This window comes from Streptomyces sp. NBC_00988, assembly GCF_045162645.1.
Classification (GTDB): domain Bacteria; phylum Actinomycetota; class Actinomycetes; order Streptomycetales; family Streptomycetaceae; genus Streptomyces.
In genome coordinates this window covers 4,909,622-4,934,648 of sequence record NZ_CP108730.1, presented here as the reverse complement: position 1 = coordinate 4,934,648, position 25,027 = coordinate 4,909,622, and the positions used below count along the sequence as shown (strand labels likewise).

19 protein-coding genes and 1 pseudogene are annotated in these 25,027 nt (G+C 70.4%); 16 read left to right on the top strand and 4 right to left on the bottom strand.

The window, feature by feature from the left end; all coding sequences use genetic code 11:
- Nucleotides 1-83: 83 nt before the first annotated feature.
- The 3 genes from OG496_RS22390 to OG496_RS22380 are packed head-to-tail and all read left to right on the top strand — an operon-like array spanning nucleotide 84 to nucleotide 3,586.
- A complete protein-coding gene (locus OG496_RS22390; RefSeq protein WP_405972150.1) occupies nucleotides 84-2,369 on the top strand; it encodes an MMPL family transporter in 2,286 nt (761 codons plus the stop codon).
- On the top strand, nucleotides 2,338-3,381 hold the full coding sequence (locus OG496_RS22385; RefSeq protein WP_405972149.1) for a zinc-dependent alcohol dehydrogenase family protein: 1,044 nt from the start codon (nucleotides 2,338-2,340) through the stop codon (nucleotides 3,379-3,381). The genes OG496_RS22390 and OG496_RS22385 overlap by 32 nt, the downstream gene beginning before the upstream one ends.
- A 22-nt stretch (nucleotides 3,382-3,403) precedes the next feature.
- A complete protein-coding gene (locus tag OG496_RS22380) occupies nucleotides 3,404-3,586 on the top strand; it encodes a hypothetical protein (protein ID WP_405972148.1) in 183 nt (60 codons plus the stop codon).
- A gap of 173 nt (nucleotides 3,587-3,759) precedes the next feature.
- Here the strand turns inward: OG496_RS22380 and OG496_RS22375 are convergent, their stop codons facing one another.
- The gene (locus OG496_RS22375; protein ID WP_200691293.1) at nucleotides 3,760-3,960 is read right to left on the bottom strand and encodes an AlpA family transcriptional regulator; all 201 of its coding nucleotides are present in this window, start codon (nucleotides 3,958-3,960) and stop codon (nucleotides 3,760-3,762) included.
- A 736-nt stretch (nucleotides 3,961-4,696) separates the two neighbouring features.
- A complete protein-coding gene (locus tag OG496_RS22370) occupies nucleotides 4,697-5,542 on the bottom strand; it encodes a helix-turn-helix domain-containing protein (protein ID WP_405976677.1) in 846 nt (281 codons plus the stop codon).
- 422 nt (nucleotides 5,543-5,964) lie between these two features.
- Between OG496_RS22370 and iolC the strand changes: the two genes are divergently transcribed.
- The 11 genes and pseudogenes from iolC to OG496_RS22315 all read left to right on the top strand — a co-directional run bounded on the left by iolC (nucleotide 5,965) and on the right by OG496_RS22315 (nucleotide 22,660).
- A complete protein-coding gene (gene iolC / locus OG496_RS22365; RefSeq protein ID WP_405972147.1) occupies nucleotides 5,965-6,915 on the top strand; it encodes a 5-dehydro-2-deoxygluconokinase in 951 nt (316 codons plus the stop codon).
- A gap of 107 nt (nucleotides 6,916-7,022) precedes the next feature.
- Entirely contained in the window at nucleotides 7,023-7,955 is a 933-nt protein-coding gene (locus OG496_RS22360) for a deoxyribose-phosphate aldolase (protein ID WP_405976676.1), read from the top strand.
- Between the two features lie 10 nt (nucleotides 7,956-7,965).
- Nucleotides 7,966-8,808 carry a 5-deoxy-glucuronate isomerase gene (gene iolB, locus OG496_RS22355; RefSeq protein WP_405972146.1) on the top strand — a complete coding sequence of 281 codons (843 nt, stop codon included), beginning with the start codon at nucleotides 7,966-7,968 and terminating at the stop codon, nucleotides 8,806-8,808.
- The gene (gene iolD, locus OG496_RS22350; protein WP_405972145.1) at nucleotides 8,805-10,688 is read left to right on the top strand and encodes a 3D-(3,5/4)-trihydroxycyclohexane-1,2-dione acylhydrolase (decyclizing); all 1,884 of its coding nucleotides are present in this window, start codon (nucleotides 8,805-8,807) and stop codon (nucleotides 10,686-10,688) included. Before iolB ends, iolD begins: the two co-directional genes overlap by 4 nt.
- 14 nt (nucleotides 10,689-10,702) lie before the next feature.
- A complete protein-coding gene (gene mmsA / locus OG496_RS22345) occupies nucleotides 10,703-12,205 on the top strand; it encodes a CoA-acylating methylmalonate-semialdehyde dehydrogenase (protein ID WP_033284526.1) in 1,503 nt (500 codons plus the stop codon).
- Between the two features lie 208 nt (nucleotides 12,206-12,413).
- On the top strand, nucleotides 12,414-13,820 hold the full coding sequence (locus OG496_RS22340) for an APC family permease (protein ID WP_405972144.1): 1,407 nt from the start codon (nucleotides 12,414-12,416) through the stop codon (nucleotides 13,818-13,820).
- A 73-nt stretch (nucleotides 13,821-13,893) separates the two neighbouring features.
- Nucleotides 13,894-14,897 (top strand): annotated as a pseudogene (locus tag OG496_RS22335) (IS5 family transposase).
- A gap of 173 nt (nucleotides 14,898-15,070) precedes the next feature.
- Nucleotides 15,071-18,028, top strand: coding sequence for a CocE/NonD family hydrolase (locus OG496_RS22330; protein ID WP_405972143.1), 2,958 nt, complete (start codon nucleotides 15,071-15,073; stop codon nucleotides 18,026-18,028).
- Entirely contained in the window at nucleotides 18,025-18,888 is an 864-nt protein-coding gene (locus OG496_RS22325) for an ABC transporter permease (RefSeq protein WP_328683247.1), read from the top strand. The genes OG496_RS22330 and OG496_RS22325 overlap by 4 nt, the downstream gene beginning before the upstream one ends.
- A 148-nt stretch (nucleotides 18,889-19,036) precedes the next feature.
- Nucleotides 19,037-20,632 carry a von Willebrand factor type A domain-containing protein gene (locus OG496_RS22320; RefSeq protein ID WP_405972142.1) on the top strand — a complete coding sequence of 532 codons (1,596 nt, stop codon included), beginning with the start codon at nucleotides 19,037-19,039 and terminating at the stop codon, nucleotides 20,630-20,632.
- Nucleotides 20,633-20,728: 96 nt separating this feature from the next.
- Nucleotides 20,729-22,660, top strand: a complete 1,932-nt coding sequence (locus OG496_RS22315; protein ID WP_405972141.1) for an AMP-dependent synthetase/ligase — start codon at nucleotides 20,729-20,731, stop codon at nucleotides 22,658-22,660.
- A gap of 58 nt (nucleotides 22,661-22,718) precedes the next feature.
- Here OG496_RS22315 and OG496_RS22310 read toward each other — a convergent pair whose 3' ends face one another.
- Entirely contained in the window at nucleotides 22,719-23,129 is a 411-nt protein-coding gene (locus OG496_RS22310) for a rodlin (protein WP_200711930.1), read from the bottom strand.
- A 314-nt stretch (nucleotides 23,130-23,443) separates the two neighbouring features.
- Nucleotides 23,444-23,857 carry a rodlin gene (locus tag OG496_RS22305; protein WP_200711929.1) on the bottom strand — a complete coding sequence of 138 codons (414 nt, stop codon included), beginning with the start codon at nucleotides 23,855-23,857 and terminating at the stop codon, nucleotides 23,444-23,446.
- A gap of 191 nt (nucleotides 23,858-24,048) precedes the next feature.
- Between OG496_RS22305 and OG496_RS22300 the strand changes: the two genes are divergently transcribed.
- Complete coding sequence (locus OG496_RS22300) at nucleotides 24,049-24,465, top strand: rodlin (RefSeq protein ID WP_405972140.1); 417 nt, start codon at nucleotides 24,049-24,051, stop codon at nucleotides 24,463-24,465.
- A 259-nt stretch (nucleotides 24,466-24,724) separates the two neighbouring features.
- Nucleotides 24,725-24,952: a chaplin ChpD gene (gene chpD / locus OG496_RS22295; RefSeq protein WP_033284615.1), complete on the top strand. Its 228-nt coding sequence runs from the start codon at nucleotides 24,725-24,727 to the stop codon at nucleotides 24,950-24,952.
- The last annotated feature ends 75 nt before the right edge of the window (nucleotides 24,953-25,027 follow it).

Below are 25,027 nucleotides of genomic sequence, written 5' to 3'. Positions count from 1 at the left end.
CGTGTTTCCCATTCTATTGCAGGGCCGACCCATGCCACCGCTCCGCTCGGAGGCCGGGTCAAGGTGAAGGGGAGCACCGCACGATGACCGAAGTCAACAGCCCGCCGCGGCTCGGGGGATGGACGCGTTTCGTGACCGCCCGCCCCCGGTTGTCGCTGCTCGTGGCCCTGGTGCTCACCGCGCTCGCCGTGGTCGCCGGCAGCGGGGTCGCCGACCGGCTGGGCAGCGGCGGCTGGGAGGACCCGAACGCCCAGTCGACGTACGCGACCAAGGCGCTGGAGCGCGAGTTCCCGGCCTCGCAGCCCAACCTCCTGCTGCTCGTCGACTCCGGCAGCGCCTCGGTGGACGACCCGGCGGTCACCGCCGAGGCCGCCCGCCTCACCGCCCGCCTGGCGAGCGAGCGGGGCATCACCGGTGTCGGCTCCTACTGGCAGACCAGATCCCCGTCCCTGCGCGCGAAGGACGGTCACGAGGCGCTGATCGCCGCGCACCTCACGGGCGACGAGAAGGCGACGAACGACACCCTGGACCGCATCGCCCCCGCCCTTCGCGGCACGCACGGCCCGGTGCACGTCAAGGTCGGCGGCATCGTCGCGGTCCGCCACGAGATGCAGACGATCATCAAGGAGGACCTGGCCCGCGCCGAGATGATCGCCCTGCCGCTGACCCTGCTCCTGCTGGTGATGGTCTTCGGCTCAGCGATCGCGGCCCTGCTGCCCCTGGGCATCGGCATCGTCGCGATCCTCGGGACCAACGCGGTGCTGCGCGGCCTCACGGAGTTCACCGACGTCTCGGTCTTCGCGATGAACCTCACCACGGCCCTGGGCCTCGGACTGGCCATCGACTACGCCCTGTTCATCGTCCGCCGCTTCCGCGAGGAACTGGCCACCGGCGCCGACCCGTTGACGGCCATCGCCACCACCCTGCGCACAGCCGGTCGCACGGTGCTTTTCTCCGCCCTCACGGTCGCGGTCTCCCTGGCCGCGATGCTGGTCTTCCCGATGTACTTCCTGCGCTCCTTCGCCTACGCGGGCATCGCCGTGGTCCTCCTGGCCGCGGCGGCCGCCCTGATCCTCCTCCCGGCGGCCCTGCTGCTGCTCGGCCACCGGGTCAACTCCCTCGATCTACGGCGCCTGTTCCGCCGAGGCCGCCCGGCGAAGGTCTCCGGCGAGGAGGGCACGGGCTGGGCGCGCACAGCGAGCCTGGTGATGCGCAGGGCCCCCTTCTTCGCCCTCGCCACCACAGCCGTCCTCGTCCTCCTCGGGCTGCCTTTCCTGGGCGTCAGGTTCGGCACCGCGGACGACCGCCAACTGCCCTCGGGCGCCGAGTCGCACGTCGTGCAGCAGCACATCCGCGACGGCTTCCCGGGCAACCCTGGTGGCGGCCTCGAAGTGCTCGCCGAGGGGCGGGCGACACAGGCGCAGTACAGCGCGTACAAGTCCCGGATCGCCCAACTCCCAGAGGTGACACGGGTGGACGGCCCCTTGGTGAAGGGCGACTCGGCGTACTTCACGGTGCTGCCCAAGGGCGAGGCGGTCGACGCCGCGGCCCAACGCCTGGTCGGCGACCTGCGCGCCACGGACGCCCCCTTCACCACCAAGGTGACCGGCACGGCGGCCGTCCTGGTCGACTCCAAGCACGCGATAGCGACCCGCCTGCCCTGGGCCGCCGCCCTCATCGCCGTGGTCACCCTGCTCCTGGTCTTCCTCCTGACCGGCAGCGTGCTGATCCCGATCCAGGCGGTCCTGCTCAACGCGCTCAGCCTCACGGCGATGTTCGGCGCGGTCGTCTGGGTCTTCCAGGACGGCTACCTCTCCGGCCTCCTCGGCTTCACCAGCACCGGCTCCATAGAGACGACCCTTCCCGTCCTCATGTTCTGCGTGGCCTTCGGCCTCTCCATGGACTACGGCGTGTTCCTGCTCTCCCGCATCAAGGAGGAGTACGACCGCACGGGCGACCACAACGAGGCGGTCCGCCACGGCCTCCAGCGGACAGGCGGCCTGATAACCGCCGCCGCCGTCATCCTCGCGGTGGTGATGATCGCGATCGGCACGTCCCGGGTCACCAACACCAAGATGCTGGGCCTGGGCATCGCCCTCGCGGTACTGATGGACGCGATGATCGTCCGGAGCCTGCTGGTCCCGGCGGTGATGAGACTGACGGGAAGGGCGACTTGGTGGGCGCCGGGTCCGCTGCGACGCTTCCACGAACGGTTCGGTGTCAGCGAGGGAGGAGAGAACCCACCCAGGGGCGCGGGGCTGTATCAATCTGCGACTCCGCCGCGGGGCGCGACCAGCCACGATGTACCCGCAGACCGCAACGACGATGGGAGCCCGAATGAAAGCGGTGGTGTTCGAGCAATACGGTGAACCCGCCGAGGTGCGCGACGTACCCGACCCCCATCCCGCAGACCACGGCGTGACCGTCCGGGTCGAAGCCACCGGCCTCTGCCGAAGCGACTGGCACGGCTGGCAGGGCCACGACCCGGACATCACCCTGCCCCACGTCCCGGGCCACGAACTGGCCGGCGTGGTCGAGACGGTGGGCCCCCGGGTAACGGCCTGGCACCGCGGCGACCGCGTCACCGTCCCGTTCGTGTGCGCCTGCGGAACCTGTCCCGCCTGCGCCGCGGGCGACCAGCAGGTGTGCGAGCGGCAGACCCAGCCCGGCTTCACGCACTGGGGTTCCTTCGCCCAGTACGTCGCCCTGGACCACGCCGACGTGAACCTGGTCGCGATGCCGGACGAGATGACCTTCGCGACGGCGGCCTCGCTGGGCTGCCGGTTCGCGACGGCGTTCCGGGCGGTGGTGCAGCGGGGCCGGGTCGCGCCGGGGGAGTGGGTGGCGGTGCACGGCTGCGGGGGAGTGGGCCTGTCGGCGGTGATGATCGCGGCGGCCGCGGGCGCCAGGGTCGTCGCGGTCGACATCTCACCCCAAGCGCTCGCGCTGGCAAGGAAGTTCGGGGCGGCGGAGTGCGTGGACGGCGCGAGCACCCCGGACACGGCGCGGGCGGTACGCGAACTGACAGGCGGCGGCGCCCACTTGTCCCTGGACGCCCTGGGTTCCTCGGCGACCTGCGCCGCCTCGGTGAACGGCCTGCGCCGCCGAGGCCGCCACATCCAGGTCGGCCTCCTCCCCTCCCCGTCCGGCACGACCCCGGTCCCCATGGCCCGCGCGATCGCCCTGGAACTCGAACTCCTCGGCAGTCACGGCATGGCGGCCCACACCTACCCGCCCATGCTGGAACTGGTCCGATCGGGAGTACTCCGCCCGGACCTCCTGACCACCGCCACGATCACCCTGGAGGAGACCCCGGCGGCACTGGCCGCGATGGGCACGGCACCGGGGGCGGGGGTGACGGTCATCGAGCCGTGGAGTTGAGGGCGGGCCCGGAATATCCGCGATGCACGCTCCACCCGCGATCCAGTACGACCACGACCACCTCGTCGACCCACTCCCCGTCCCGCAACTGAGCCTCGCGCCACACGCCTTCGACCACGAACCCGACCTTCTCGTACACCCGCCGGGCGCGTTGACTGTGGCCGCAGACCTCCGACTGGACGCGATGCGGCGTCCGGCGCGGTGAAGGGGCGGAGGACGGTCTTCTCACCGGTGAGGACGGGTTCGGCGGAGAGGTTCACCGAGGGATCCCCGGCCACGGCCGGTCGTACCGGCAGCCGAATCGATCGCCCGCGGACGCGACCGGAGGGACGGACGCGGTACCGGGCGCCCGGCACCGCGTCGGCGTACCCGCTCGGCTCAGTCGTCTCTGCGACCCCGGTTGCCCGGCCGGGAGGCGACCCACGCCCGGACCGTGTCCGCGTACCAGAACGGCTTGCCGCTCTCCACGTGGTCGGGCGGGGGCAGCAGGCCGTGCTTGCGGTACGAGCGGACGGTGTCGGGCTGGACCCGGATGTGGGCCGCGATTTCCTTGTACGACCAGAGCCGTCGGTCGGTCATGAGTGCACCTCCCTGCGCGCGCCGCGGCGGCGGCCGGGGGCGGCCGTCGGGGGAGCCGTGCGCTGCGCTGGCGATCACAAGCCTGTGCCGGGTGAACGACACACAGTGAGGGACGGGAAGCGCCTGTCGACCGGGTGTGACGCAAAACCCGCGTACACGCGATATGTGTGACACAAGGGAGGCTTTTGTGACACACGTGACGCAAAGGCGCACGCGGGCGCGGGGGCGCGGCGCGTTGACGTGTGGGGCGGGGGTGTGCTGGCGGTGAGGTGGATCGGACGCGCTGAGGCGGGGCGGCGAGGCGGGCCGGATCTCCCGCGCTGGCCCCGGCGAAGGCGGGCTGAGCGGGGTGGCGAGGTGGGCTGGACGCGTTGACGCGGGGCGGCAAGGCGGCTCTGACCTCCGGCGCCGGCCTCGGCGAAGGCGGCCCGGATCTTCCGTGCTGGCCTCGGCGAAGGTGGGCCAGATCTTCCACGCCGGCTCCGGCCGAGGAGGCCCGAACCTCCCGCGCCGGCCCTGGCGTGGGGGCCCCAGATCTCCCGTACTGGCCCCCAGCGAGGTAGGCCGGATCCCCCGCCCCGCCTCCGCCCCGGCAAGGCGCCCCCACCCCCGACCAAGGCGGGCCGGACCCGCTGCGTCGGGTCCGGCCCGCTGCCCCCGCATCCCCCGTCGGGCCGGTAGCCCGCTGAAGACCCTCGGGTCCCCAGGGATCAACCGGCCAGGCGCTCAGCCTGCATCAACGTGCTCGGCCGGTCTTGGAGAAATCCGCACCGCGGCCCGGGGCGATCAGCAGACTCGTCGCCTCGCCCGTCATCCGGTCCCCGGCCGGCATCCCGGACCGCGCCGCCGCCGGACTCACCCGCGCCACCGCGAACTGCCCCGGCGTACACCCCGTCATCGCCCTGAACTCGCCGCTCAGGTGTGCCTGGTCGTAGAAGCCGCAGACCGCCGCCGTCTCCGCCTGGCTGCGGCCGGACGCGAGGAGCCGCCGGGCCCGTTGCAACCTCAGTACCCGTGCCGCCGCCTTGGGGCCGAGGCCGATCTGTTCCCGGAAACGGTTCTCCAACTGCCGGACGCTCCAGCCCACTTCGTCCGCGAGCCGGGGCACCGGCACCGCGCCCCGGGTCCGCACCAGCTCCGACCAGGCCCGCACCACCCGCTCCGAACTCGGCGTACCTGCCGCCGTCCAGCGGGTCAACACGTCGTCCAGCAGCTCGAATCGGGCCGTCCAGGTCGGCAACGCGGCGAGCGCGGCGGCCAGTTCGCCGATCCCGGCCCAGCGGGAGCCGAGTACGTGCGGGAGTTCGTCCGGATCGACCACCCGGTCGGCGAGTTCGTGCTGAGCCGTGCCGAACAGCGTGAACGCCGCCCACGGCATCAGCAGGACCTCAACTCCCGCGAGCCGCCCGCTGTGTTCGCCGAGCGCCGCAGTGGTCGTAGGCCCGCAGAACACGGACCCCAGCGTCGCCGTAGGCCGCCCCGCCCGCGAGATCCGCACCGACCCCTCGAACCCGAGCAGCAGCGTCGCCGCCCCGATCGGCGCCTCCAGCCGCGCCCGGGGCCGCGCCAGGTCGAGCCGCATCCCCCGATAACTGATCACCCCGGGCCGCAGCCGGGCATGCGGCGACCCGAGCACGGTCTCCCAGGACCCATCGGCCCCGTGCCCGCGCCGGATGTGCACGGCAGCAACAGACATCCGCTCATAGTCCTACGGGACGACAGCGCCCCGAAAGGGGCGCGGGGCTGTATCGACGTGCGGCTCCGCCGCGTGGGCGCGAGCAACCGCAGCCGGACCCGCAGCCGGACCCGCACCCGACGAAACGACCTGTCATGGCCGTCGCAATGCAAGCCCTTACCCCCAACACACCCCCGTCTCGTCCGAATGTCTGGACAAAACATTGACAGGGCTCGGGGCACGGGACTACAAACCGTGGAGAGCCGAAACGAAGCCGCTCCGCATCCGGTCCTCAGGGGGTCCGCTCGCGAGGGCGCGAAGGGAAGTCGATGGCGTACGACCTGATCACCATGGGGCGGCTAGGGGTGGACCTCTATCCGCTGCAGACGGGCGTGCCGCTGCCCCAGGTGACGACCTTCGGGAAGTTCCTCGGCGGCTCGGCGGCGAACGTCGCGGTCGCCGCCGCCCGGCTGGGCCGCGAGGTCGCCCTGGTCTCGCGCACCGGCGACGACCCCTTCGGCACCTACCTGCACGAGGCGCTGCGCGACTTCGGCGTCGACGACCGCTGGGTCACCCCGTTCCCCGGCCTGCCGACCCCCGTCACCTTCTGCGAGATCTTCCCGCCGGACGACTTCCCGCTGTACTTCTACCGGCAGCCCAAGGCCCCGGACCTGGAGATCGACGCCCACGACCTCGACCTGGACGCGATCCACGAGGCCCGCATCTTCTGGATCACCGGCACGGGCCTGAGCGAGGAGCCGAGCCGTACGGCCACGCTCGCGGCCCTCGCCCATCGCGCCAAGTCCGGTACGACGGTCTTCGACCTCGACTGGCGGCCCATGTTCTGGAAGGACCCGAGCGCGGCCCGCCCCTTCTACGAAGAGGCCCTGCGCCACACCACTGTCGCCGTCGGCAACCTCGACGAGGTCGAGGTCGCCACCGGCGTACGCGAACCGCACGCCGCCGCCCGCGCGCTCCTGGACGCCGGGGTCGAACTCGCCGTCGTCAAGCAGGGCCCCAAGGGCGTCCTGGCCGTGCACCGCGACGGTACGACCGCCGAGGTGCCCCCGCTGCCCGTGACCGTCCTCAACGGACTCGGGGCCGGTGACGCCTTCGGCGGCTCCCTGTGCCACGGCCTGCTGTCCGGCTGGGACCTGGAGAAGATCATGCGGCACGCCAACGCGGCCGGCGCGATCGTCGCCTCCCGCCTGGAGTGCTCCTCCGCGATGCCCACGGTCGCCGAGGTCGAGGGCGCGATCGCCGCCGGAGCGGTGCTGTGAGGGCCGGCCGCGTGGCGGGCGCCGAGCACGGGGGAGAGTTCGAGGGCCAGTACGAAGGCGGGGACGGTGTGACGCACGCGCACGGCGGCCAGGACGGCGGGGACGACATCTCCGGCCACGAAGGCAGCACCGACACCAGCACTGGCACCGGCACCGGCCCCCGCGTCGACATCTCCGAGCTCGTCCGCGTCCGCGCCCGGCACCCCGAGGCGATCGCCGAGGCCGCCGCCCGGCGCGTCCGGCGCCCGCTGCTCAACGACGCCGGCCGGCTGATGATCGTCGCCGCCGACCACCCGGCCCGCGGCGCGCTCGGCGTCGGCGACCGCAAGTTCGCCATGGCCAACCGCGCCGAACTGCTCGAACGCCTCTGCCTCGCCCTGTCCCGGCCCGGTGTCGACGGCGTCCTCGCGACCGCCGACATCCTGGACGACCTGCTCCTCCTCGGCGCCCTCGACGGCAAGGTCGTCATGGGCTCGATGAACCGCGGCGGCCTCCAGGGCGCGAGCTTCGAACTCGACGACCGCTTCACCGGCCACCGCGCCCAGGACATCGAGCGCCTCAACTTCGACGCGGGCAAGCTCCTCCTGCGCATCGACTACGACGACCCGGGCTCCCTCACCACCCTGGAGTCCACCGCCCGCGCCATCGACGACATGGCCGCGCGTCAACTCCCGTTGTTCGTCGAGCCGTTCATCAGCCGCCGCACGGACGAGGGCAGGCTGAAGAACGATCTCTCCGCCGATGCCGTCATCAAGTCCATCGCCATCTCCTCGGGCCTGGGCGGCACTTCGGCCTACACCTGGCTCAAGCTCCCCGTCACCGAGAACCCGGACGACATGGCCCGGGTCATGGAGACCTCCACCCTCCCCGCCGTGCTTCTCGGCGGCGAGGTCGGCGACGACCAGGACGGTGCCTACGAGAAGTGGCGCGGCGCCCTCCAACTCCCCACCGTGCGCGGCCTGGTGGTCGGCCGCTCGCTGCTCTACCCGGCGGACGGAGACGTCGCCGCCGCCGTGGACACCGCCGTAGGACTGCTGTGAGGGCCGCGTTATGACGACGACCGCCGAGCCGTACGTCCCCGAGCTGTACGTTCCCAAGGGCTCCGCCGCCAACGCGCAGTACGCCGTGGACATCGACCCGAAGCGGGCCGGATGGACCCACAGCAGTCTGCGGGTCGTCGAGCTGGAGCCGGGCGGGACACACCACTTCACCACCGGTGACAGCGAGTGGATCGTGCTTCCGCTCAGCGGTGGATGTACCGTGCGAATTGCGGACGAAGAGTTCCAACTCCTGGGCAGGGAAAGCGTGTTCGCCGGAGTCACCGACTTCGCGTACGTGCCCCGCGACGCCCAGGCCAAGATCGCCTCCGGCGCGGGAGGCCGCTTCGCCCTGGCAGGAGCGAAGTGCGAGCGACGACTCCCCGCTCGCTACGGCCCCGCGCCGGAGGTTCCGGTGGAACGACGCGGCGAGGGCACCTGCCTTCGCCGCGTCCGCAACTTCGCCTCGGCCGACGCCTTCGACTGCGACAAACTGATCGCCGTAGAGGTGATCACCCCCGGCGGCAACTGGTCCTCGTACCCGCCCCACAAGCACGACGAACAACGGCCGGGCGAGGAAGCCGAGTTGGAGGAGATCTACTACTTCGAGATCGACGGCCCGAACGGTTTCGGCTATCAGCGCGTATTCCCCTCCCGTGAGGGCGGATCCGACGTCCTCGCGGAGGTCCGCTCCGGCGACGCCGTGCTCGTGCCCGATGGCTGGCACGGCCCGTCGATCGCCCAGCCGGGTCACGACATGTACTACCTGAACGTCATGGCGGGGCCGGGTGGAACGAGGGAGTGGCGGATCTGCTTCCACCCGGACCACGTTGAAAGCACAGGTGGTTACCGATGACCTCGACGACGAGGCTGACGGTCGCACAGGCACTCGTACGGTTCCTGTCCGTCCAGTACACCGAACGCGACGGCGTACGGCGGCGGTTGATCGACGCGACCTGGGGCATCTTCGGCCACGGCAACGTGGCCGGCCTCGGCCAGGCCCTCATCGAGTACGCCGACGACATGCCGTACCACCAGGGCCGCAACGAACAGTCCATGGTCCACGCGGCAGTCGGCTACGCGCGTCAGTCAAATCGCCTGGCGGCACACGCCGTTACGACATCGATCGGCCCCGGCGCCACCAACCTCGTCACCGGCGCCGCCCTCGCCACCATCAACCACCTCCCGGTCCTGCTCCTCCCCGGCGACACCTTCGCCACCCGCGTCGCCGACCCGGTACTCCAGCAGCTCGAAGTCCCGTACGCGGGCGACGTCTCGGTCAACGACTGCCTGCGCCCGGTGTCGAAGTACTTCGACCGCATCACCAGGCCGGAAGCGCTCATCCCCGCCGCCCTGAACGCCATGCGCGTACTGGCCGACCCCGTCGAGACCGGAGCCGTAACTCTCGCTCTCCCGCAGGACGTTCAGGCCGAGGCGTACGACTGGCCGGACGAGTTCTTCGCCGAACGCACCTGGTACGTAAGGCGACCGGCCGCCGACCCGGCCGAACTCGCCGAAGCGGTAAGGGCAGTTCGCGAGGCCAAGAGGCCGCTCATCATCGCGGGCGGCGGAGTCCACCACAGCCGTGCGGAGGCGGTCCTCGCGGAGTTCGCGTCGGCCACCGGCATCCCGGTCGCCTCCACCCAGGCCGGCAAGGGCTCCCTGAACCACGACCACCCCCAGGACGTCGGCGGCATCGGCCACACCGGCACCGCGACCGCCGACGAACTCGCCCGCCTGGCCGACCTGGTGATCGGCATCGGCACCCGCTACACCGACTTCACCACCGGCTCCCACACCCTCTTCGAACGCCCCGGCGTCCGCTTCCTCAACCTCAACATCGGTGCCTACGACGGCCACAAGCTCGCCGGACAGCCACTGATCGCGGATGCCAGGAGCGGACTCACCGCGCTGGCAAGGGAGTTGGGCCCGGACGCCTACCGGGTCACCCCGTCGTACATCGCCGAGTACCGCGAGGACAAGGAGCGTTGGGAGCAACGCGTCGACGCCTGTTACGAGGCGGAGGAACCCGACGTACGACCGACACAGCCCCAAGTCCTGGGCGCGCTGGACGAGATCGTCGACGAGTCGGACATCCTCATCAACGCGGCCGGATCGCTCCCCGGCGATCTGCACAAGCTGTGGCGGACGCGGTCGTTCGACCAGTACCACCTGGAGTACGGCTACTCCTGCATGGGCTACGAGATCCCGGCCGCGATCGGCGTGAAGCTGGCCGCGCCGGACCGCCCGGTGTGGGCGCTGGTCGGCGACGGCACGTATCTGATGATGCCGACGGAGATCGTGACCGCCGTACAAGAAGGCATCGCGATCAAGGTCGTGCTGATACAGAACCACGGGTACGCGTCGATAGGCGGCCTGTCGGAGTCGGTGGGCGGCGAGCGCTTCGGCACGGCCTACCGCCACCAGGCGGACGACGGCACCTACACCGGCGCCCCGCTGCCCGTCGACCTCGCCGCCAACGCGGCCAGCCTCGGCATGCGCGTGCTGCGCGCGAAGACCGTCAGCGACCTGCGCGAGGCACTCGCCGTGGCGCGGGGGGCCGACACTCCCACATGTGTCTACGTGGAGACCGAAACCGCAGACACAGTGTCGGGCGCGCCTCCCGCGCAGGCCTGGTGGGATGTACCTGTGGCCGCGACCGCGACCCGATCGTCCGCGGTCAAGGCACGTGAGCTGTACGAACGGCACGTCTCCACCCGACGCCGCCATCTGTGAAGGAGCATCTGGGCATGACGAAGATCGTCAACCACTGGATCGGCGGCAAGACCGTCGAAGGCGCGTCGGGCACGTACGGGCCGGTCACCGACCCGGCGACCGGCGCGGTCACCACCAAGGTCGCCTTCGCGACCGTCGACGAGGTCGACGCGGCCGTCGCCGCCGCCAAGGATGCCTACGCGACCTGGGGCACGTCGTCGCTCGCCAAGCGCACCACGATCCTGTTCAAGTTCCGCGCGCTGCTGGACGCCAACCGGGACGCGATCGCCGAGCTGATCACCGCCGAGCACGGCAAGGTGCACAGCGACGCGCTGGGCGAGGTCGCGCGCGGCCTGGAGATCGTCGACCTGGCGTGCGGGATCACCGTGCAGCTGAAGGGCGAGCTGTCGACCGAGGTCGCGAGCCGCGTCGACGTGTCGTCGATCCGCCAGCCGCTGGGCGTGGTCGCGGGCATCACGCCGTTCAACTTCCCGGCCATGGTGCCGATGTGGATGTTCCCGATCGCCATCGCGACCGGCAACACCTTCGTCCTGAAGCCGTCCGAGAAGGACCCGTCGGCATCCCTGAAGATCGCCGAACTGCTCGCGGAGGCAGGCCTCCCCGACGGCGTCTTCAACGTCGTCAACGGCGACAAGGTGGCGGTGGACCGCCTCCTTGAGCACCCGGACGTCAAGGCGGTGTCCTTCGTAGGCTCGACGCCGATCGCCCGCTACATCCACACCACAGCGGCCGCGAACCACAAGCGAGTCCAGGCTCTGGGCGGCGCCAAGAACCACATGCTGGTCCTCCCGGACGCCGACCTCGACGCGGCGGCGGACGCGGCCGTGAGCGCGGCCTACGGCTCGGCGGGCGAGCGCTGCATGGCCATCTCGGCCGTCGTCGCGGTCGGTTCGATCGGCGACGAGCTGGTCGAGAAGATCCGCGAGCGCGCCGAGAAGATCAAGATCGGCCCCGGCAACGACCCGACGTCGGAGATGGGCCCGCTGATCACCGCGGTCCACCGCGACAAGGTGGCGTCCTACGTCACCGGCGCGGCGGCCGAAGGCGCGGAGGTCGTCCTCGACGGCACCGGCTACACGGTCGAGGGCTTCGAGGACGGCCACTGGATCGGCATCTCCCTGCTCGACAAGGTGCCGACGACGGCGAAGGCGTACCAGGACGAGATCTTCGGCCCGGTGCTGTGCGTCCTGCGCGTCGACACGTACGACGAGGGCGTGGCGCTGATCAACAGCTCCCCCTTCGGCAACGGCACCGCGATCTTCACCCGCGACGGCGGCGCCGCCCGCCGCTTCCAGCTGGAGATCGAGGCCGGCATGGTCGGCGTCAACGTCCCGATCCCGGTCCCGGTGGGCTACCACTCGTTCGGTGGTTGGAAGGACTCCCTCTTCGGAGACCACCACATCTACGGCAACGACGGCACGCACTTCTACACCCGCGGCAAGGTCGTCACCACCCGCTGGCCGGACCCGGCCGACGGCCCGTCGGGCGTGGACCTGGGCTTCCCGCGCAACCACTGATCAACAACGAGCAGCACCGAGTGGGGCCGTCCGTATCGCGGACGGCCCCATTTTTTCGGCTACGACGGCTGCGGTTCCCGTAGCGCTCGCAGGCGGGACCGGCACTGCCTCCAGGTGCCGAATACGGCACTCCAGCCGGACTGGATCAACGGATTCCGTAGGTGAACACCCATTGACGTGATGGTTTCCGTCAATGTTCCATCAGCGCGTGACCGACACCCTCCCCACCGCCGAAGCCGCCGGAGCCGCCATAGCCGAGGCGCCGGACACCTCCGGGCGTCCGCAGCAGCTGAAGCGTTCCATCGGCATCGTCGGCGGCACCCTCCTCACGCTCTCCTGCGTGACACCGGCCTCCACGCTCTTCGTGGTCGTCCCCGACCTGTTCGGTTCGCTCGGCACCGCGACCGCCCTCACGATCGCGATCGGCTCGGTCCTCTGCATCGCCGTGGCGTTCTGCTACTCGGAGCTGGGCACCCTCATCCCCAGCGCGGGCGGCGAGTACGCGATGGTGTCGACGCTGGCGGGCAGGCTCGCGGGCTGGCTGGTCTTCGTCCTGTCCCTCCTGGTCGTGATGATCGTCCCGCCGGTGATAGCGATGGGCACGGCGGACTACCTGGCCCCGATCGCCCACCTGAACCCGTCCATGGCCGGCGCCGGAGTGATGCTCCTGGCCACCCTGGCGGGCCTGTTGGACCTGCGGGCCAACGCGTGGATCACGGGCATCTTCCTGGTCCTGGAGGTCGTAGCGGCAGGAGTCGTAGCGCTGCTCGGCTTCACGCACAGCCAACGAGGCCTGGGCAGCCTGACGTCGATGCAGGTAGCCGGGACGGGCGGCCACACGGACACGGTGACGGCGATGCTGGTGGTCTCGGGCCTGGCGATAGCCCTGTTCGTCACGCAAGGCTTCTCGACGGCGGTCTACCTCTCCGAGGAGTTGGAGAACCCGCGCCGCAACGTGGCCCGCACGGTGTTGGCCACCCTCGCGATCTCGACGGTGATCATCCTGGTCCCGGTGGTGGCGATCACGATGGGCGCGTCGGACCTCTCGACGCTGACGGGCGGCGACATCAGCACGATGGTCACCGCCTGGTCCAACTCCGCAGTAGGCACCTTCGTCAGCCTCTGCGTAGCCCTCGCGATCATCAACGCCGGCATCGTCATGGTCATCCAGAACTCCCGGGTCCTCTTCGCCTCGGCCCGGGACAAGGCCTGGCCCGACCCGGTCAACACCCTCTTCGCCAAACTCGGCCGCTTCGGCTCCCCTTGGGTGGCCACGCTCGCCGTAGGCATCCCCGGCGCGATCCTCTGCTTCGTCAACCTCGACACGTTGTACGGCGTGACAGGCGTCTCGGTGACCGGCATGTACCTCTTGGTGGCGGTCGCCGCCCTGCTCGCCCGACGCGGATCCCACAGGCACACGCACGCGTGGCGCATGCCGCTGTGGCCCGCAATGCCGATCCTGCTGATCGCGGTCCTGGCCTACATCCTCACCCAGCAGGAGACGACCTACTTGCTGTGGACGGGCGGGATAGTGACGGTGGCGACGCTGTACTGGGCGTTCTACCTCCGCCCGCGCAGGGAGACGCGCTGGCTGATCTCCATCCCGGAGAACTAGGGCCTGTGTGATGTCGTGATCAATCGTGCCGATCTGGATCCGTCTGGAACGCGGATCCGGTAGGAAGGCGTTCGTGACGCGCAGGCAACTCAGCGACGAGCAGTGGCAGTTGATCGAACCGTTCCTGCCGATAGGCGATTACGGTCCGTACCCTGAGCGGCTGCGTAAGCAGTTCGAGGGGGTGATCTGGCGGTTCCGCACCAGCAGCCAGTGGCGGGAGATGCCGGGCGAGTTCGGCCCATGGCCGACGGTCTACGGCCGCTTCCGCGTCTGGAGGGACGCCGGCGTCTTCACCGCATTACTGGAAGGCATGATCGCTGAGGCCGCCCGGCAGGAGCAGGCCGACTTGTCCCTGGTCAGCGTGGACTCCACCACCGTCCGTGCCCACCACGACGCCGCCGGGATGCGCATCGGCAAGGAAGTCATGGACGCCCTCGAGGAAGCCGCCGCCGACCAGGAACGGGCCCGGCAAAAGGGGGCGGCCCGCCGGAACAGAACGGACAGGACGGACGCGACGCCCCCGGCCGGGAAGAACTGCGGCACCTCAGGCGACGGCGCAAGCTCCGTCTGAAGGAAGCCCTGCTCGGCAGGTCCCGAGGCGGGCTGACGAGCAAGATTCATCTCGCTGCGGACCGCAAGTGCCGTCCCTTGTCGTTCGTCCTGACCGCGGGACAGGCTGCTGACAGCCCGCAATTCGCCCCCGTGCTGCAGAAGGTGCGGGTCCGTCTGCCGGTCGGCCGTCCCCGAACCCGGCCCGGGGCTGTCGCCGCGGACAAGGCCTACTCATCCCGCGCCAACCGCTCCTACCTGCGCAAACGCAGCATCAAGGCCGTCATCCCGGAGAAGAAGGACCAGGCCGCCAACCGGAAGAGGAAAGGCAGCCGGGGCGGCCGGCCCACAGGTCACGACGCCGATCTCTACAAGGAACGGAACACCGTCGAGCGCCTGATCAACAAGCTGAAGGCCTGGCGGGGCATCGCGACTCGATACGACAAGACGCCCGAGAGCTATCTCGCCGGCCTCCACCTCCGCGCCTCGATGATCTGGATCAACGACCTGCTGCAAGCAACCGCTTGATCACGACATCACACAGGCCCTAGAGGTCTTTCAGGGGCGCGGGGCTGTATCGATGTGCTCTTGGCCGTACCACGGCCGCGGTACAGCGCGGCAACCCCGTACTCCCAAGGGAGGTCTGCCTGTTCACCCCGGGGTCGGCATCGGTTGTCAGTCGAGGGCCGTACGGTTGTTGCATGGATCTTCGACTGCCCGGGCTGCAAGGCCTACGACGACTACGACACCCCCGGCGCTGGCTGTCAGCCACCGCAGCCGTCGTCGTGCTCGCCGCCGCCGGCACCTGGACGGCCGCAGCCTCGGACACCACACCCCCGGTCCACCAGTCAGACCGGATGATGGCGATCGACGGCGTCACCCTGGACACCTCGTACTTCACAACGGGCGGATCAACCCGCCGCCCAGCCGTCCTCCTGGCCCACGGCTTCGGCGGCAGCAAGACCGACGTACGAAAAGAAGCCCAAGACCTGGCCCGGGACGGCTACGCCGTACTGACCTGGTCCGCCCGCGGCTTCGGCAAGTCCACCGGCAAGATCGGCCTGAACGACCCGTCCGGCGAGGTCAAGGACGTGTCGAAGCTGATCGACTGGCTGGCGAAGCAACCGGACGTCCAACTCGACAAGCCGGGCGACCCGCGCGTGGGCATGGCAGGCGGTTCCTACGGAGGCGCGATCTCCCTCCTGGCCGCCGGATACGACGACCGGGTCGACGCCATTGCCCCGGCGATCACGTACTGGAACCTCGCGGACGCCCTGTTCCCGAACGGCGTCTTCAAGAAGCTCTGGGCCGGCATCTTCATCAACTCTGGTGGCGGCTGCGCCAAGTTCGAGCCCGCGCTGTGCCAGATGTACGACCGGGTCGCCGAGTCAGGCAAACCGGACGCCCAGGCCCGCGCGCTCCTGGAGGCCCGTTCACCGTCGGCCGTAGCGACGCACATCAACGTGCCGACCCTCCTGATCCAGGGCCAGACCGACTCCCTCTTCCCGCTCGGCCAGGCCGACGCGGCCGAGAAGGCGATCCGCGCGAACGGCGCCCCCGTGGACGTCGACTGGATCGCGGGCGGCCACGACGGCGGCGACATGGAGACGAGCCGCGTCCAGGCACGCGTGACGTCCTGGTTCGACCGGTACCTGAAGGACGACAAGAACACCGACACCGGCCCGGCGTTCCGCGTCACCCGCACCGGAGGCGTCGACTCCACGGACGGCGCCGCCCTGCTGCGCGGCGCGAGCGGCAGCGCGTACCCCGGCCTGGAGAGCGACCCGCGCACGATCGCCCTGACCGGCCGTCGCGAGCAGTCCTTCACCAACCCGGCCGGCGCCAGCCCACCCGCCATCTCGGCCCTCCCCGGACTCGGCAGCACCGGCGGCCTCTCGCAACTGTCCTCCCTGGGCATCGGGGTGTCCCTCGACTTCCCCGGCCAGTACGCCGCGTTCGACTCGGCCCCCGTCACCAAGAGCCTCCGCATCACCGGCTCGCCCACGGTCACCGTCCACGTCAAGTCGACCAGCGACGACACCGTCCTCTTCGGCAAGGTCTACGACGTAGGCCCGGGCGGCACCCAACAGGTGCTCCCCTCCCAGCTGGTGACCCCCCTCAGGGTCGACGGCACCAAGTCCGGCAAGGACGTCACGATCACCCTCCCGGCCATCGACTACGACGTCCAGAGCGGCCACCATCTGCGCCTGGTCCTCGCCTCCACGGACCTCGGCTACGCCTCTCCGGCGGCCCCGGCGACGTACACGGTCACCCTGAAGAGCGACCTCAAGGTACCGACGGCCCCCGGCGTCACGACCGCGGCGGCAACGCTGCCGTCCTGGGTGTGGTGGCTCCCGCTGGCGGGCGCGGCGATCGCCGCGGCCCTGCTCCTGACCGGCCGCAGGCGTACGGCATCGACGCCCCCCGACCCCGCGCTCGCCGAAGTGCCGCTCCAGATCACCGACTTGAGCAAGCGGTACGCGAAGTCGGCGGACCGGTACGCGGTACGGGACCTGTCCTTCCGCGTCGAGAAGGGCCAGGTGCTCGGTCTCCTGGGCCCGAACGGCGCGGGCAAGACGACCACCCTGCGCATGCTGATGGGCCTGATCAAGCCGGACGCCGGCGAGATCAGGGTCTTCGGGCACGCGATCCGTCCGGGCGCACCGGTGCTGTCCCGCGTGGGCGCCTTCGTCGAGGGCGCGGGTTTCCTCCCGCACCTCTCCGGCCGCGAGAACCTGGAGCTGTACTGGCAGGCGACCGGACGCCCGCCCCAGGACGCCCACTTGGAGGAGGCCCTGGAGATCGCGGGCCTCGGCGACGCCCTCGCCCGCGCGGTCCGCACCTACTCCCAGGGCATGCGCCAGCGCCTCGCCATCGCCCAGGCCATGCTCGGCCTCCCCGACCTCCTCATCCTCGACGAACCGACCAACGGCCTCGACCCGCCCCAGATCCGCGAGATGCGCGAGGTGATGATCCGCTACGCGGAGGCCGGCCGCACGGTCATCGTCTCCAGCCACCTCCTCGCCGAGGTCGAACAGTCCTGCACCCACCTCGTGGTCATGGACCGCGGCCGTCTCGTCCAGGCGGGCCCGGTCGCCGAGATCATCGGCTCCGGAGACACCCTCCTGGTCGGCCTGGCGGCCGACATCCCCGACCCCCTGGTGGAAAAGATCGCGGCCCTCCCGGACGTGGAGTCGGTGGCCCGCGCGGAGGGCGGCTTGCTGCTGCGACTGGCGCCTGGCGACGGATCGGATCCCGGCGACGGCCCGGGATCCGCCGACCACCTGGCTCCCGCCGACGAGTTGGTGTCCGTCAACTCCTCGACGGACCGGGCGAGTTCACCCGCCGACGCGGCTCCCGCAGCCAAGCCCGGCGTCGCCGTCGCCGAGGCTTCCGGTACGGCACGTGACGTTCAGGGCGCCACCACGCCCGAGACGTCCACCGTCGCGCTCGCCGAGCCGGCCGACCCCACCGACGAAGCCTCCGACACCGCACTCGACGCACCAACACCCCCGCCTCCCTCACTCCCCACCCACGGCTCACCCACCGCCGCCCGCCTCCTCGTAGAACTCGTACGACTGGAAGTCCCCGTCTCCTCCGTCGGCCCGCACCGTCGGCTCGAAGACGCCTTCCTCACCCTGATCGGAGGTTCCGCATGAGCACGCTCGCCGAGCCCGTCGAGGTGGCCTCCGGCTACCGGGCCGGCCGCACCCTGCCCCTGCGGGTGGAGCTGGTCCGGCAGTTGAAGCGGCGCCGCACGCTGGTCATGGGCGGCATCCTCGCCGCGCTGCCCTTCATCCTGGTCGCCGCCTTCGCGATCGGCGGCACCCCGGGCGACCGCGGCTCCCAGCTGACGCTGATGGACACGGCCACCTCCTCCGGCGCGAACTTCGCCGCGGTGAACCTGTTCGTGTCGGCGGGCTTCCTCCTGGTCGTCCCGGTCGCCCTGTTCTGCGGGGACACGGTCGCCTCGGAGGCCAGCTGGTCCTCCCTGCGCTATCTGCTCGCGGCACCCGTGCCGAGAGCCCGCCTCCTCTGGTCCAAGCTGGTCGTCGGCCTGAGCCTCAGCCTCGCCGCGATGATCCTGCTCCCGCTCGTCGCCCTCGCGGTCGGCACCGCCGCCTACGGCTGGGGCCCACTGGAGCTGCCCACCGGCGGCGCGATCGGCGCGGGCACGGCGGCCCAACGCCTGCTGGTCGTCGTGGCGTTCATCTTCGTGTCCCAACTGGTCACCGCCGGGCTCGCGTTCTGGCTCTCGACGAAGACCGACGCACCCCTGGGCGCGGTCGGCGGCGCGGTCGGCCTGACCATCGTCGGCAACGTCCTGGACGCCGTCACGGCCCTCGGCCACTGGCGCGACTTCCTGCCCGCGCACTGGCAGTTCGCGTGGGCGGACGCCGTACAGCCCCATCCCGAGTGGTCCGGCATGATCCAGGGCACGGCGGTCTCCGTTACGTACGCCATCGTGCTGTTCGCCCTGGCCTTCCGGGGTTTCGCCCGCAAGGACATCGTGTCCTAGGTCACCGGAGGATCTCCCACCGGTCTCGACGGGCCATGATCGCGACCCCTTCGAGACGCTTCCGCAACTCCCCGTAGCGCACATTCCCGCCCCCTCCGCCGTCACAGTCGCAAGAAGCCGACGTCAACGGACCGAGGGGGCACGGGAGATGGAGACCAACCGAACACGACCGGGCAAGCTGCCGGGGGTGCGGTCACGCCACCGCACCCGGCGACTGCGCACCACCCTGCTCGCCCTCACCGCCGCGAGCGGCCTGCTCCTCACCGGCTGCGGCGCGGGCGGCGGCGGCAGCAACTCCAGCAACTCGGACGCGGCGAACCGGACCGGCTTCCCGGCACCGGCCCCACCCGTCGTCTCCGGTGGTGACAACAGCAGCGAACAGGACGGCGAGCAGACCGGCACCCCCGCCGACAAGGTCGCCCCGTCCCCCGACTACCTCTCCACCTTCGCCCTGGACGTGGACACCGCCTCCTACGGCTACGCCCGCCGCGTCCTCGCCGACGGCCAACGCCCCGACCCGTCCACGATCCGCCCCGAGGAGTTCGTCAACAGCTTCCGCCAGGACTACGACCGCCCCGACGGCAACGGCTTCACGGTCACCGTCGACGGCGCCCGCACCGACAGCTCCAACTGGTCCCTCGTCCGCGTCGGCCTCGCCACCCGCACCGCCGACGACAGCGACGAACGCCCGCCCGCCGCCCTGACGTTCGTGATCGACGTCTCCGGCTCGATGAGCGAGACGGGCCGCCTCGACCTCGCCAAGAAGTCCCTCGACGAGATGACGGACCGACTCCGCGACGACGACTCGGTCGCGCTCGTCACCTTCAGCGACGAGGCCGAGACCGTCCTCCCGATGACCCGCCTCGACGGCCACCGCGGCCAAGTCCACGACGCCATCGACGAGTTGGAGACCCAGTCCTCGACCAACCTCGGCGCGGGCGTCGAGACCGGCTACGCCACCGCCACCGAGGGCCTGCGCAAGGGCGCCACCAACCGGGTCGTCCTCATCTCCGACGGCCTCGCCAACACCGGTGACACCAGCGCCGATTCGATCCTCGACCGCATCGCGGACGAACGCCGCGACCACGGCATCACCCTCTTCGGCGTCGGCGTCGGCAGCGACTACGGCGACGCCCTGATGGAGAAACTCGCCGACAAGGGCGACGGCCACACCGCGTACGTCTCGAACGACACGGATGCCCGCAAGGTCTTCGTCGACCAACTCCCGCAGAACATCGACCTCACCGCCCGCGACGCCAAGGCCCAGGTCGCCTTCGACCCCGAGACGGTCGCGCAGTTCCGCCTCATCGGCTACGAGGACCGCAAGGTCGCCGACGACGACTTCCGCAATGACAGCGTCGACGGCGGCGAGATCGGCCCCGGCCACACCGTCACCGCCCTCTACGCCGTCCGCACCAGGCCCGGCGCCGACGGCCACCTCGCCACCGCGAGCGTCCGCTGGCTCGACCCCGACACCCGCGCCCCGCACGAGGAATCGGGCCAACTGGAGACCGACGCCCTGCACGACTCCCTGAGCAGCGCCCCGAACACCTTCCAAGTCACCGCCGTGGCCGCCTACTTCGCCGACACCCTCCGCTCACCCGAGGACACCGCGGGCACCCTGCCCGGCAACCCAGGCCTCGGCCAACTCGCCGCCCGCGCCCACGCGTTGGCGAAGAAAACGGAAGACACGGACGTACGGCAGCTCGCAGAGGCGATCGACGAGGCGCGCCGAATCGACTGAACCCACCGGAACCGCACAGACCCCATTGACCTTCCCCTACTTGCGAGTAAGTTGACGCCCCAGCCACCGTCTCACCGTCGACCGGGAGCAGCTGTCATGGGCGTACGCAAGGACTTGAAGCGGGCGCGGCAACGTACCGACCTGGCGGCCCGCACCCGGGTCCAACTCACCCGGGACGAGCGGGGCGTCGTACGGGAGGCGGGCACCCTGCCGCTCGCCGCGCGCCCGACGACCGGCAGCACCGCCGACCTCCCGTTCACCAACGCGGCGGAGGCCCCCGACACCGTGGTCCTCCGCCGCGAACAGGCCGGCACCTGGCACCCCGTCACCGCGACCGCCTTCGCCCGCGAAGTCACCGCCACCGCAAAGGGGTTGATAGCCGCAGGCCTCGAACCGGGCGGCCGGGTCGCGGTCATGTCCCGCACCCGCTACGAGTGGACGGTCCTCGACTTCGCGATCTGGGCGGCCGGCGGCCAGACGGTACCGGTCTACGCCACCTCGTCGGCGGACCAAGTGGAGTGGATCGTCAGGGACTCGGGCACCCGCTTCGTCATCACGGAGACCACCGAGAACACCGGCACGGTCACCACCGGCACGGCCCGCCACCCCCAACCCCCGCGCGTCTGGCAGCTGGACGCCGGAGCCATGGCCGAACTCGCCACTCTGGGGGAGGAGTTGCCCGACGACGAGATCACCAAGCGCCGCGCCTCCCTCACCCCCGACACGATCGCGACGATCTGCTACACCTCCGGCACCACCGGACGGCCCAAGGGCTGCGTCCTCACCCACGCCAACCTGCACGCCGAGGCCGCCAACATGGTCGAGCTGCTGCACCCCCTCTTCACGGAGGTCACCGGCCAGGTCGCCTCGACGCTCCTCTTCCTCCCGCTCGCGCACATCATGGGCCGCACCCTCCAGATCGCCTGCCTGATGGCCCGCATCGAGACCGGCCACTGCCCGAGCATCAAGCCCGACGAACTCCGCCCGGCGCTGAAGGAGTTCAGGCCCACGTTCCTGGTCGGCGTGCCGTACCTCTTCGAGAAGATCCACGACGCCGGCCGCGCGACCGCCGAGAAGATGGGCCGCGCCGCCTCCTTCGACCGCGCCGACCGCATCGCGGTCCGCTTCGGTGAGGCCTACCTGAACAAGTTCCTCGGCACCGGCAAGGGCCCCGGCCCCGCCCTCTACGCCGCCTGGGCCCTCTACGACCTGCTGGTGTACCGCCGTATCCGCAAGGAACTCGGTGGCCGCCTGCGGTACGCGATCAGCGGCGGCTCACCGCTCGACCGCGACCTCAACCTCTTCTTCTCCGCCGCCGGAATCATCGTCTACGAGGGCTACGGCCTCACCGAGACGACCGCCGCCGCCACCGTCGTCCCGCCGCTGCGGCCCCGCCCCGGCACGGTCGGCCTCCCGGTGCCCGGCACCACGATCCGCATCGCCGACGACGGCGAGGTGCTCATCAAGGGCGGAGTGGTCTTCGGCGCGTACTGGAACAACCCGGCGGCCACCGACGCCGTACTGCAGGACGACTGGTTCGCGACCGGCGACCTGGGCGCGCTCGACGAGGACGGCTATCTCACCATCACCGGCCGCAAGAAGGACATCCTCGTCACCAACGGCGGCAAGAACGTCTCCCCGGCCGTCCTGGAGGACCGTCTGCGCAGCCGCGCCCCGGTCGGCCAGTGCCTGGTCGTCGGCGACAACCGCCCCTTCGTCGCCGCCCTGATCACCCTCGACCCCGAGGCCCTCGCACACTGGCTCTCGGTCCGCGGACTCCCCGCGGACACCCCGCTCGCCGACCTCGTCGAGGACCCACGACTGCGCGCCGACGTCCAGAAGGCCGTCGACCACGCCAACGAGGCCGTCTCCCGCGCCGAGTCCATCCGCGCCTTCGCCCTGATCGAGGGCGAGTTCACCGAGGACAACGGCCTCCTCACCCCGTCCCTGAAACTCAAACGGCACGTGGTGACGGCGGCGTACGCGGAGGACATCGAGGCCCTGTACGCGAAACCGAAACAGGCATAACAAGAAGCGGGCCGCCGAAGTGCTCGGCGGCCCGCTCTTGTGGTGCGTGGTGCTGAGGTCAGCTGCCCACGGCGCCGTTGCCCGACAGGACCGGGATGTTGTCCAGGATGTGCGACAGCGGCTCGTCGCCCTTCGCCTGGGTGGAGTTCTCGGTGCACTGCTGGTTCTGCGGGGCCGACAGGATCGGCACGTCCTGCAGGACGGTGACCGGCACGACGCCGACGATCGAGGCGAGGTTCGCCTTGACCGGCAGGCCGACACAGGGCTTGTTCAGGGTGCCCTGGACGAGGGAGAGCTGGGGGCTCATGTCGCCCTTGGTCTCCTGGTTGCCGTACTTCTGCACGGCGCCGTTGCCCTGGGTGGTGGTGACGCCGTCGTCGTTGCCGATCGCCATCGCCGGGGTGGCGACAGCGGCGGTGGCACCGGCGAGGGAGGCGGCAACAGCCGCGGTCGCCCACAGCTTCTTCATGTTCAAACCCTTTCGGAGGACGGACTCCCGTTGCGGAGCCGCGCGATGATCAACTGAGTGATGACTGGTTTGGTTGCGGCCTTTGCCCTGAATGGAGCAATAAGTCGGCTCGCGTGTAAGCAAGTTGGCTTCCTCGCCCGGGGACGCGGCGGGTGATCCGCGGCGGGTCGCTCGGCAGGGGCTGCTGTCCGCGGGGGACCAGCGGACGGGCCGCGCGCAGCTTCCCGAACTCCTCGGCCGCCTTCCGCGCGTCCCGGCGAGGCAGGCCAACGGGCCGCCGAGAGATCGGCGGCCCGCTGTGCACGTCCGCGAGGTCAGCTGCCCGCGGAGCCGTTGCCCGACAGGACCGGGATGTTGTCCAGGATGTGCGACAGCGGCTCGTCGCCCTTCGCCTGGGTGGAGTTCTCGGTGCACTGCTGGTTCTGCGGCGCGGAGAGGATCGGCACGTCCTGCGCGACGGTGACCGGCACGAGGCCGACCAGCGAGGCGAGGTTCGCCTTGGCGGGCAGGCCGATGCAGGGCTTGTTCAGCGAGCCCTGGATGAGCGCCATCTGGGGGCTCATGTTGCCGTACGTGGCCTGGTTGCCGTAGACCTGCTCGGCGCCGTTGCCGTTCGTCGTGGTGACGCCGTTGTCGTTACCGATCGCCATCGCCGGGGCGGCGACGGCAGCCGAGGCTCCGACGACGGAAGCGGCGACAGCCGCAGCAGCCATAACCTTCTTGATCACTTGCGTGGTCCCTTCTGGAGTAACCCCGTCCACCGGAGCGACCTGAACAACTGGCGCCGGGCCGCATGGTTGCTCCGATTCACTCCAATGGCCCAGATGAATCCAACCGGGTGAAGCCACGCAACCAATCCGGCGGACCTCTGTTGATGGGGGAGCAGGAATTGTGTCTCTGCCAGGAAAGGACCGCAGAAATGCTCAAGAAGGCAATGGCTGCGACGGCTGTCGCGGCTTCCGTCGTCGGCGTCTCGGCGACGGCCGCCCCGCAGGCGCTGGCCATCGGAAACGACAACGGCGTCACCAGTGTTGACGGGAACGGTGCCCAGCAGATCTACGGCAACGCCAAGACCGCCGGCGACATGAGCCCCCAGCTCGGGCTCGCCCAGGGCGACCTGAACAAGCTCTGTGTCGGCCTGCCGGCCAAGGTCAACGCGGCCTCGATCGTGGGCGTGCTGGTGCCGGTCACCGTCCTCCAGGACGTGCCGGTCCTCTCGGCCCCGCAGAACCAGCAGTGCGCCGAGAACTCCACCCAGGCCAAGGGTGACGAGCCGCTGTCGCACCTCGCCGACAACATCCCGGTGCTCTCGGGCAACGGCGCCATCGGCAGCTGACCGGACGTCAATAAAACGGCCAGGGCGGCCCGTACGGAAATCTCCGTGCGGGCCGCCCTCGTCGTTTCACATAGCCGTCCTCTTCCTGGCTTCCCTTGAAGAGAAGCGTTTCTGCATCCGTGCGGCCATCGCGTCAATTCGGTGCGGACGATCGAGTGAATTGTCAGGTGACACGCGTTCTTGAGTTTCTTCCTGCGTCTATCCCTCGTTTTACAGGCTGCAGGTCATGGTGGGCATGACCGCAGAGAAGGGAACGTTCATGAAGAAGAGCGCTGCTGTTGTCGCTGGTGCGATCATGGCTCTCGGTATGGCCGCCCCGGCCTTCGCCGACGCGGGTGCCGAGGGTGCGGCCGTCGGTTCGCCGGGTGTCCTCTCGGGCAACGTGGTCCAGGTTCCCGTGCACATCCCCGTCAACGTGTGCGGCAACTCGATCGACGTGATCGGCCTGCTGAACCCGGCGTTCGGCAACACGTGCGTCAACGACTGACGACGTAACGCACCAGCCGTTCCGGCTGTGTCATGGCCGGCCTTGGACAGGTTTCCAAGGCCGGCTTTTCCCACT

Coding starts and splice junctions, on each gene's coding strand:
- OG496_RS22390 (WP_405972150.1), top strand. CDS start 84: ATGACCGAAGTCAACAGCCCGCCGCGGCTCGGGGGATGGACGCGTTTC.
- OG496_RS22385 (WP_405972149.1), top strand. CDS start 2,338: ATGAAAGCGGTGGTGTTCGAGCAATACGGTGAACCCGCCGAGGTGCGC.
- OG496_RS22380 (WP_405972148.1), top strand. CDS start 3,404: ATGCACGCTCCACCCGCGATCCAGTACGACCACGACCACCTCGTCGAC.
- OG496_RS22375 (WP_200691293.1), bottom strand. CDS start 3,960: ATGACCGACCGACGGCTCTGGTCGTACAAGGAAATCGCGGCCCACATC.
- OG496_RS22370 (WP_405976677.1), bottom strand. CDS start 5,542: ATGCGGCTCGACCTGGCGCGGCCCCGGGCGCGGCTGGAGGCGCCGATC.
- iolC (WP_405972147.1), top strand. CDS start 5,965: ATGGCGTACGACCTGATCACCATGGGGCGGCTAGGGGTGGACCTCTAT.
- iolB (WP_405972146.1), top strand. CDS start 7,966: ATGACGACGACCGCCGAGCCGTACGTCCCCGAGCTGTACGTTCCCAAG.
- iolD (WP_405972145.1), top strand. CDS start 8,805: ATGACCTCGACGACGAGGCTGACGGTCGCACAGGCACTCGTACGGTTC.
- mmsA (WP_033284526.1), top strand. CDS start 10,703: ATGACGAAGATCGTCAACCACTGGATCGGCGGCAAGACCGTCGAAGGC.
- OG496_RS22330 (WP_405972143.1), top strand. CDS start 15,071: ATGGATCTTCGACTGCCCGGGCTGCAAGGCCTACGACGACTACGACAC.
- OG496_RS22325 (WP_328683247.1), top strand. CDS start 18,025: ATGAGCACGCTCGCCGAGCCCGTCGAGGTGGCCTCCGGCTACCGGGCC.
- OG496_RS22320 (WP_405972142.1), top strand. CDS start 19,037: ATGGAGACCAACCGAACACGACCGGGCAAGCTGCCGGGGGTGCGGTCA.
- OG496_RS22315 (WP_405972141.1), top strand. CDS start 20,729: ATGGGCGTACGCAAGGACTTGAAGCGGGCGCGGCAACGTACCGACCTG.
- OG496_RS22310 (WP_200711930.1), bottom strand. CDS start 23,129: ATGAAGAAGCTGTGGGCGACCGCGGCTGTTGCCGCCTCCCTCGCCGGT.
- OG496_RS22300 (WP_405972140.1), top strand. CDS start 24,049: ATGCTCAAGAAGGCAATGGCTGCGACGGCTGTCGCGGCTTCCGTCGTC.
- chpD (WP_033284615.1), top strand. CDS start 24,725: ATGAAGAAGAGCGCTGCTGTTGTCGCTGGTGCGATCATGGCTCTCGGT.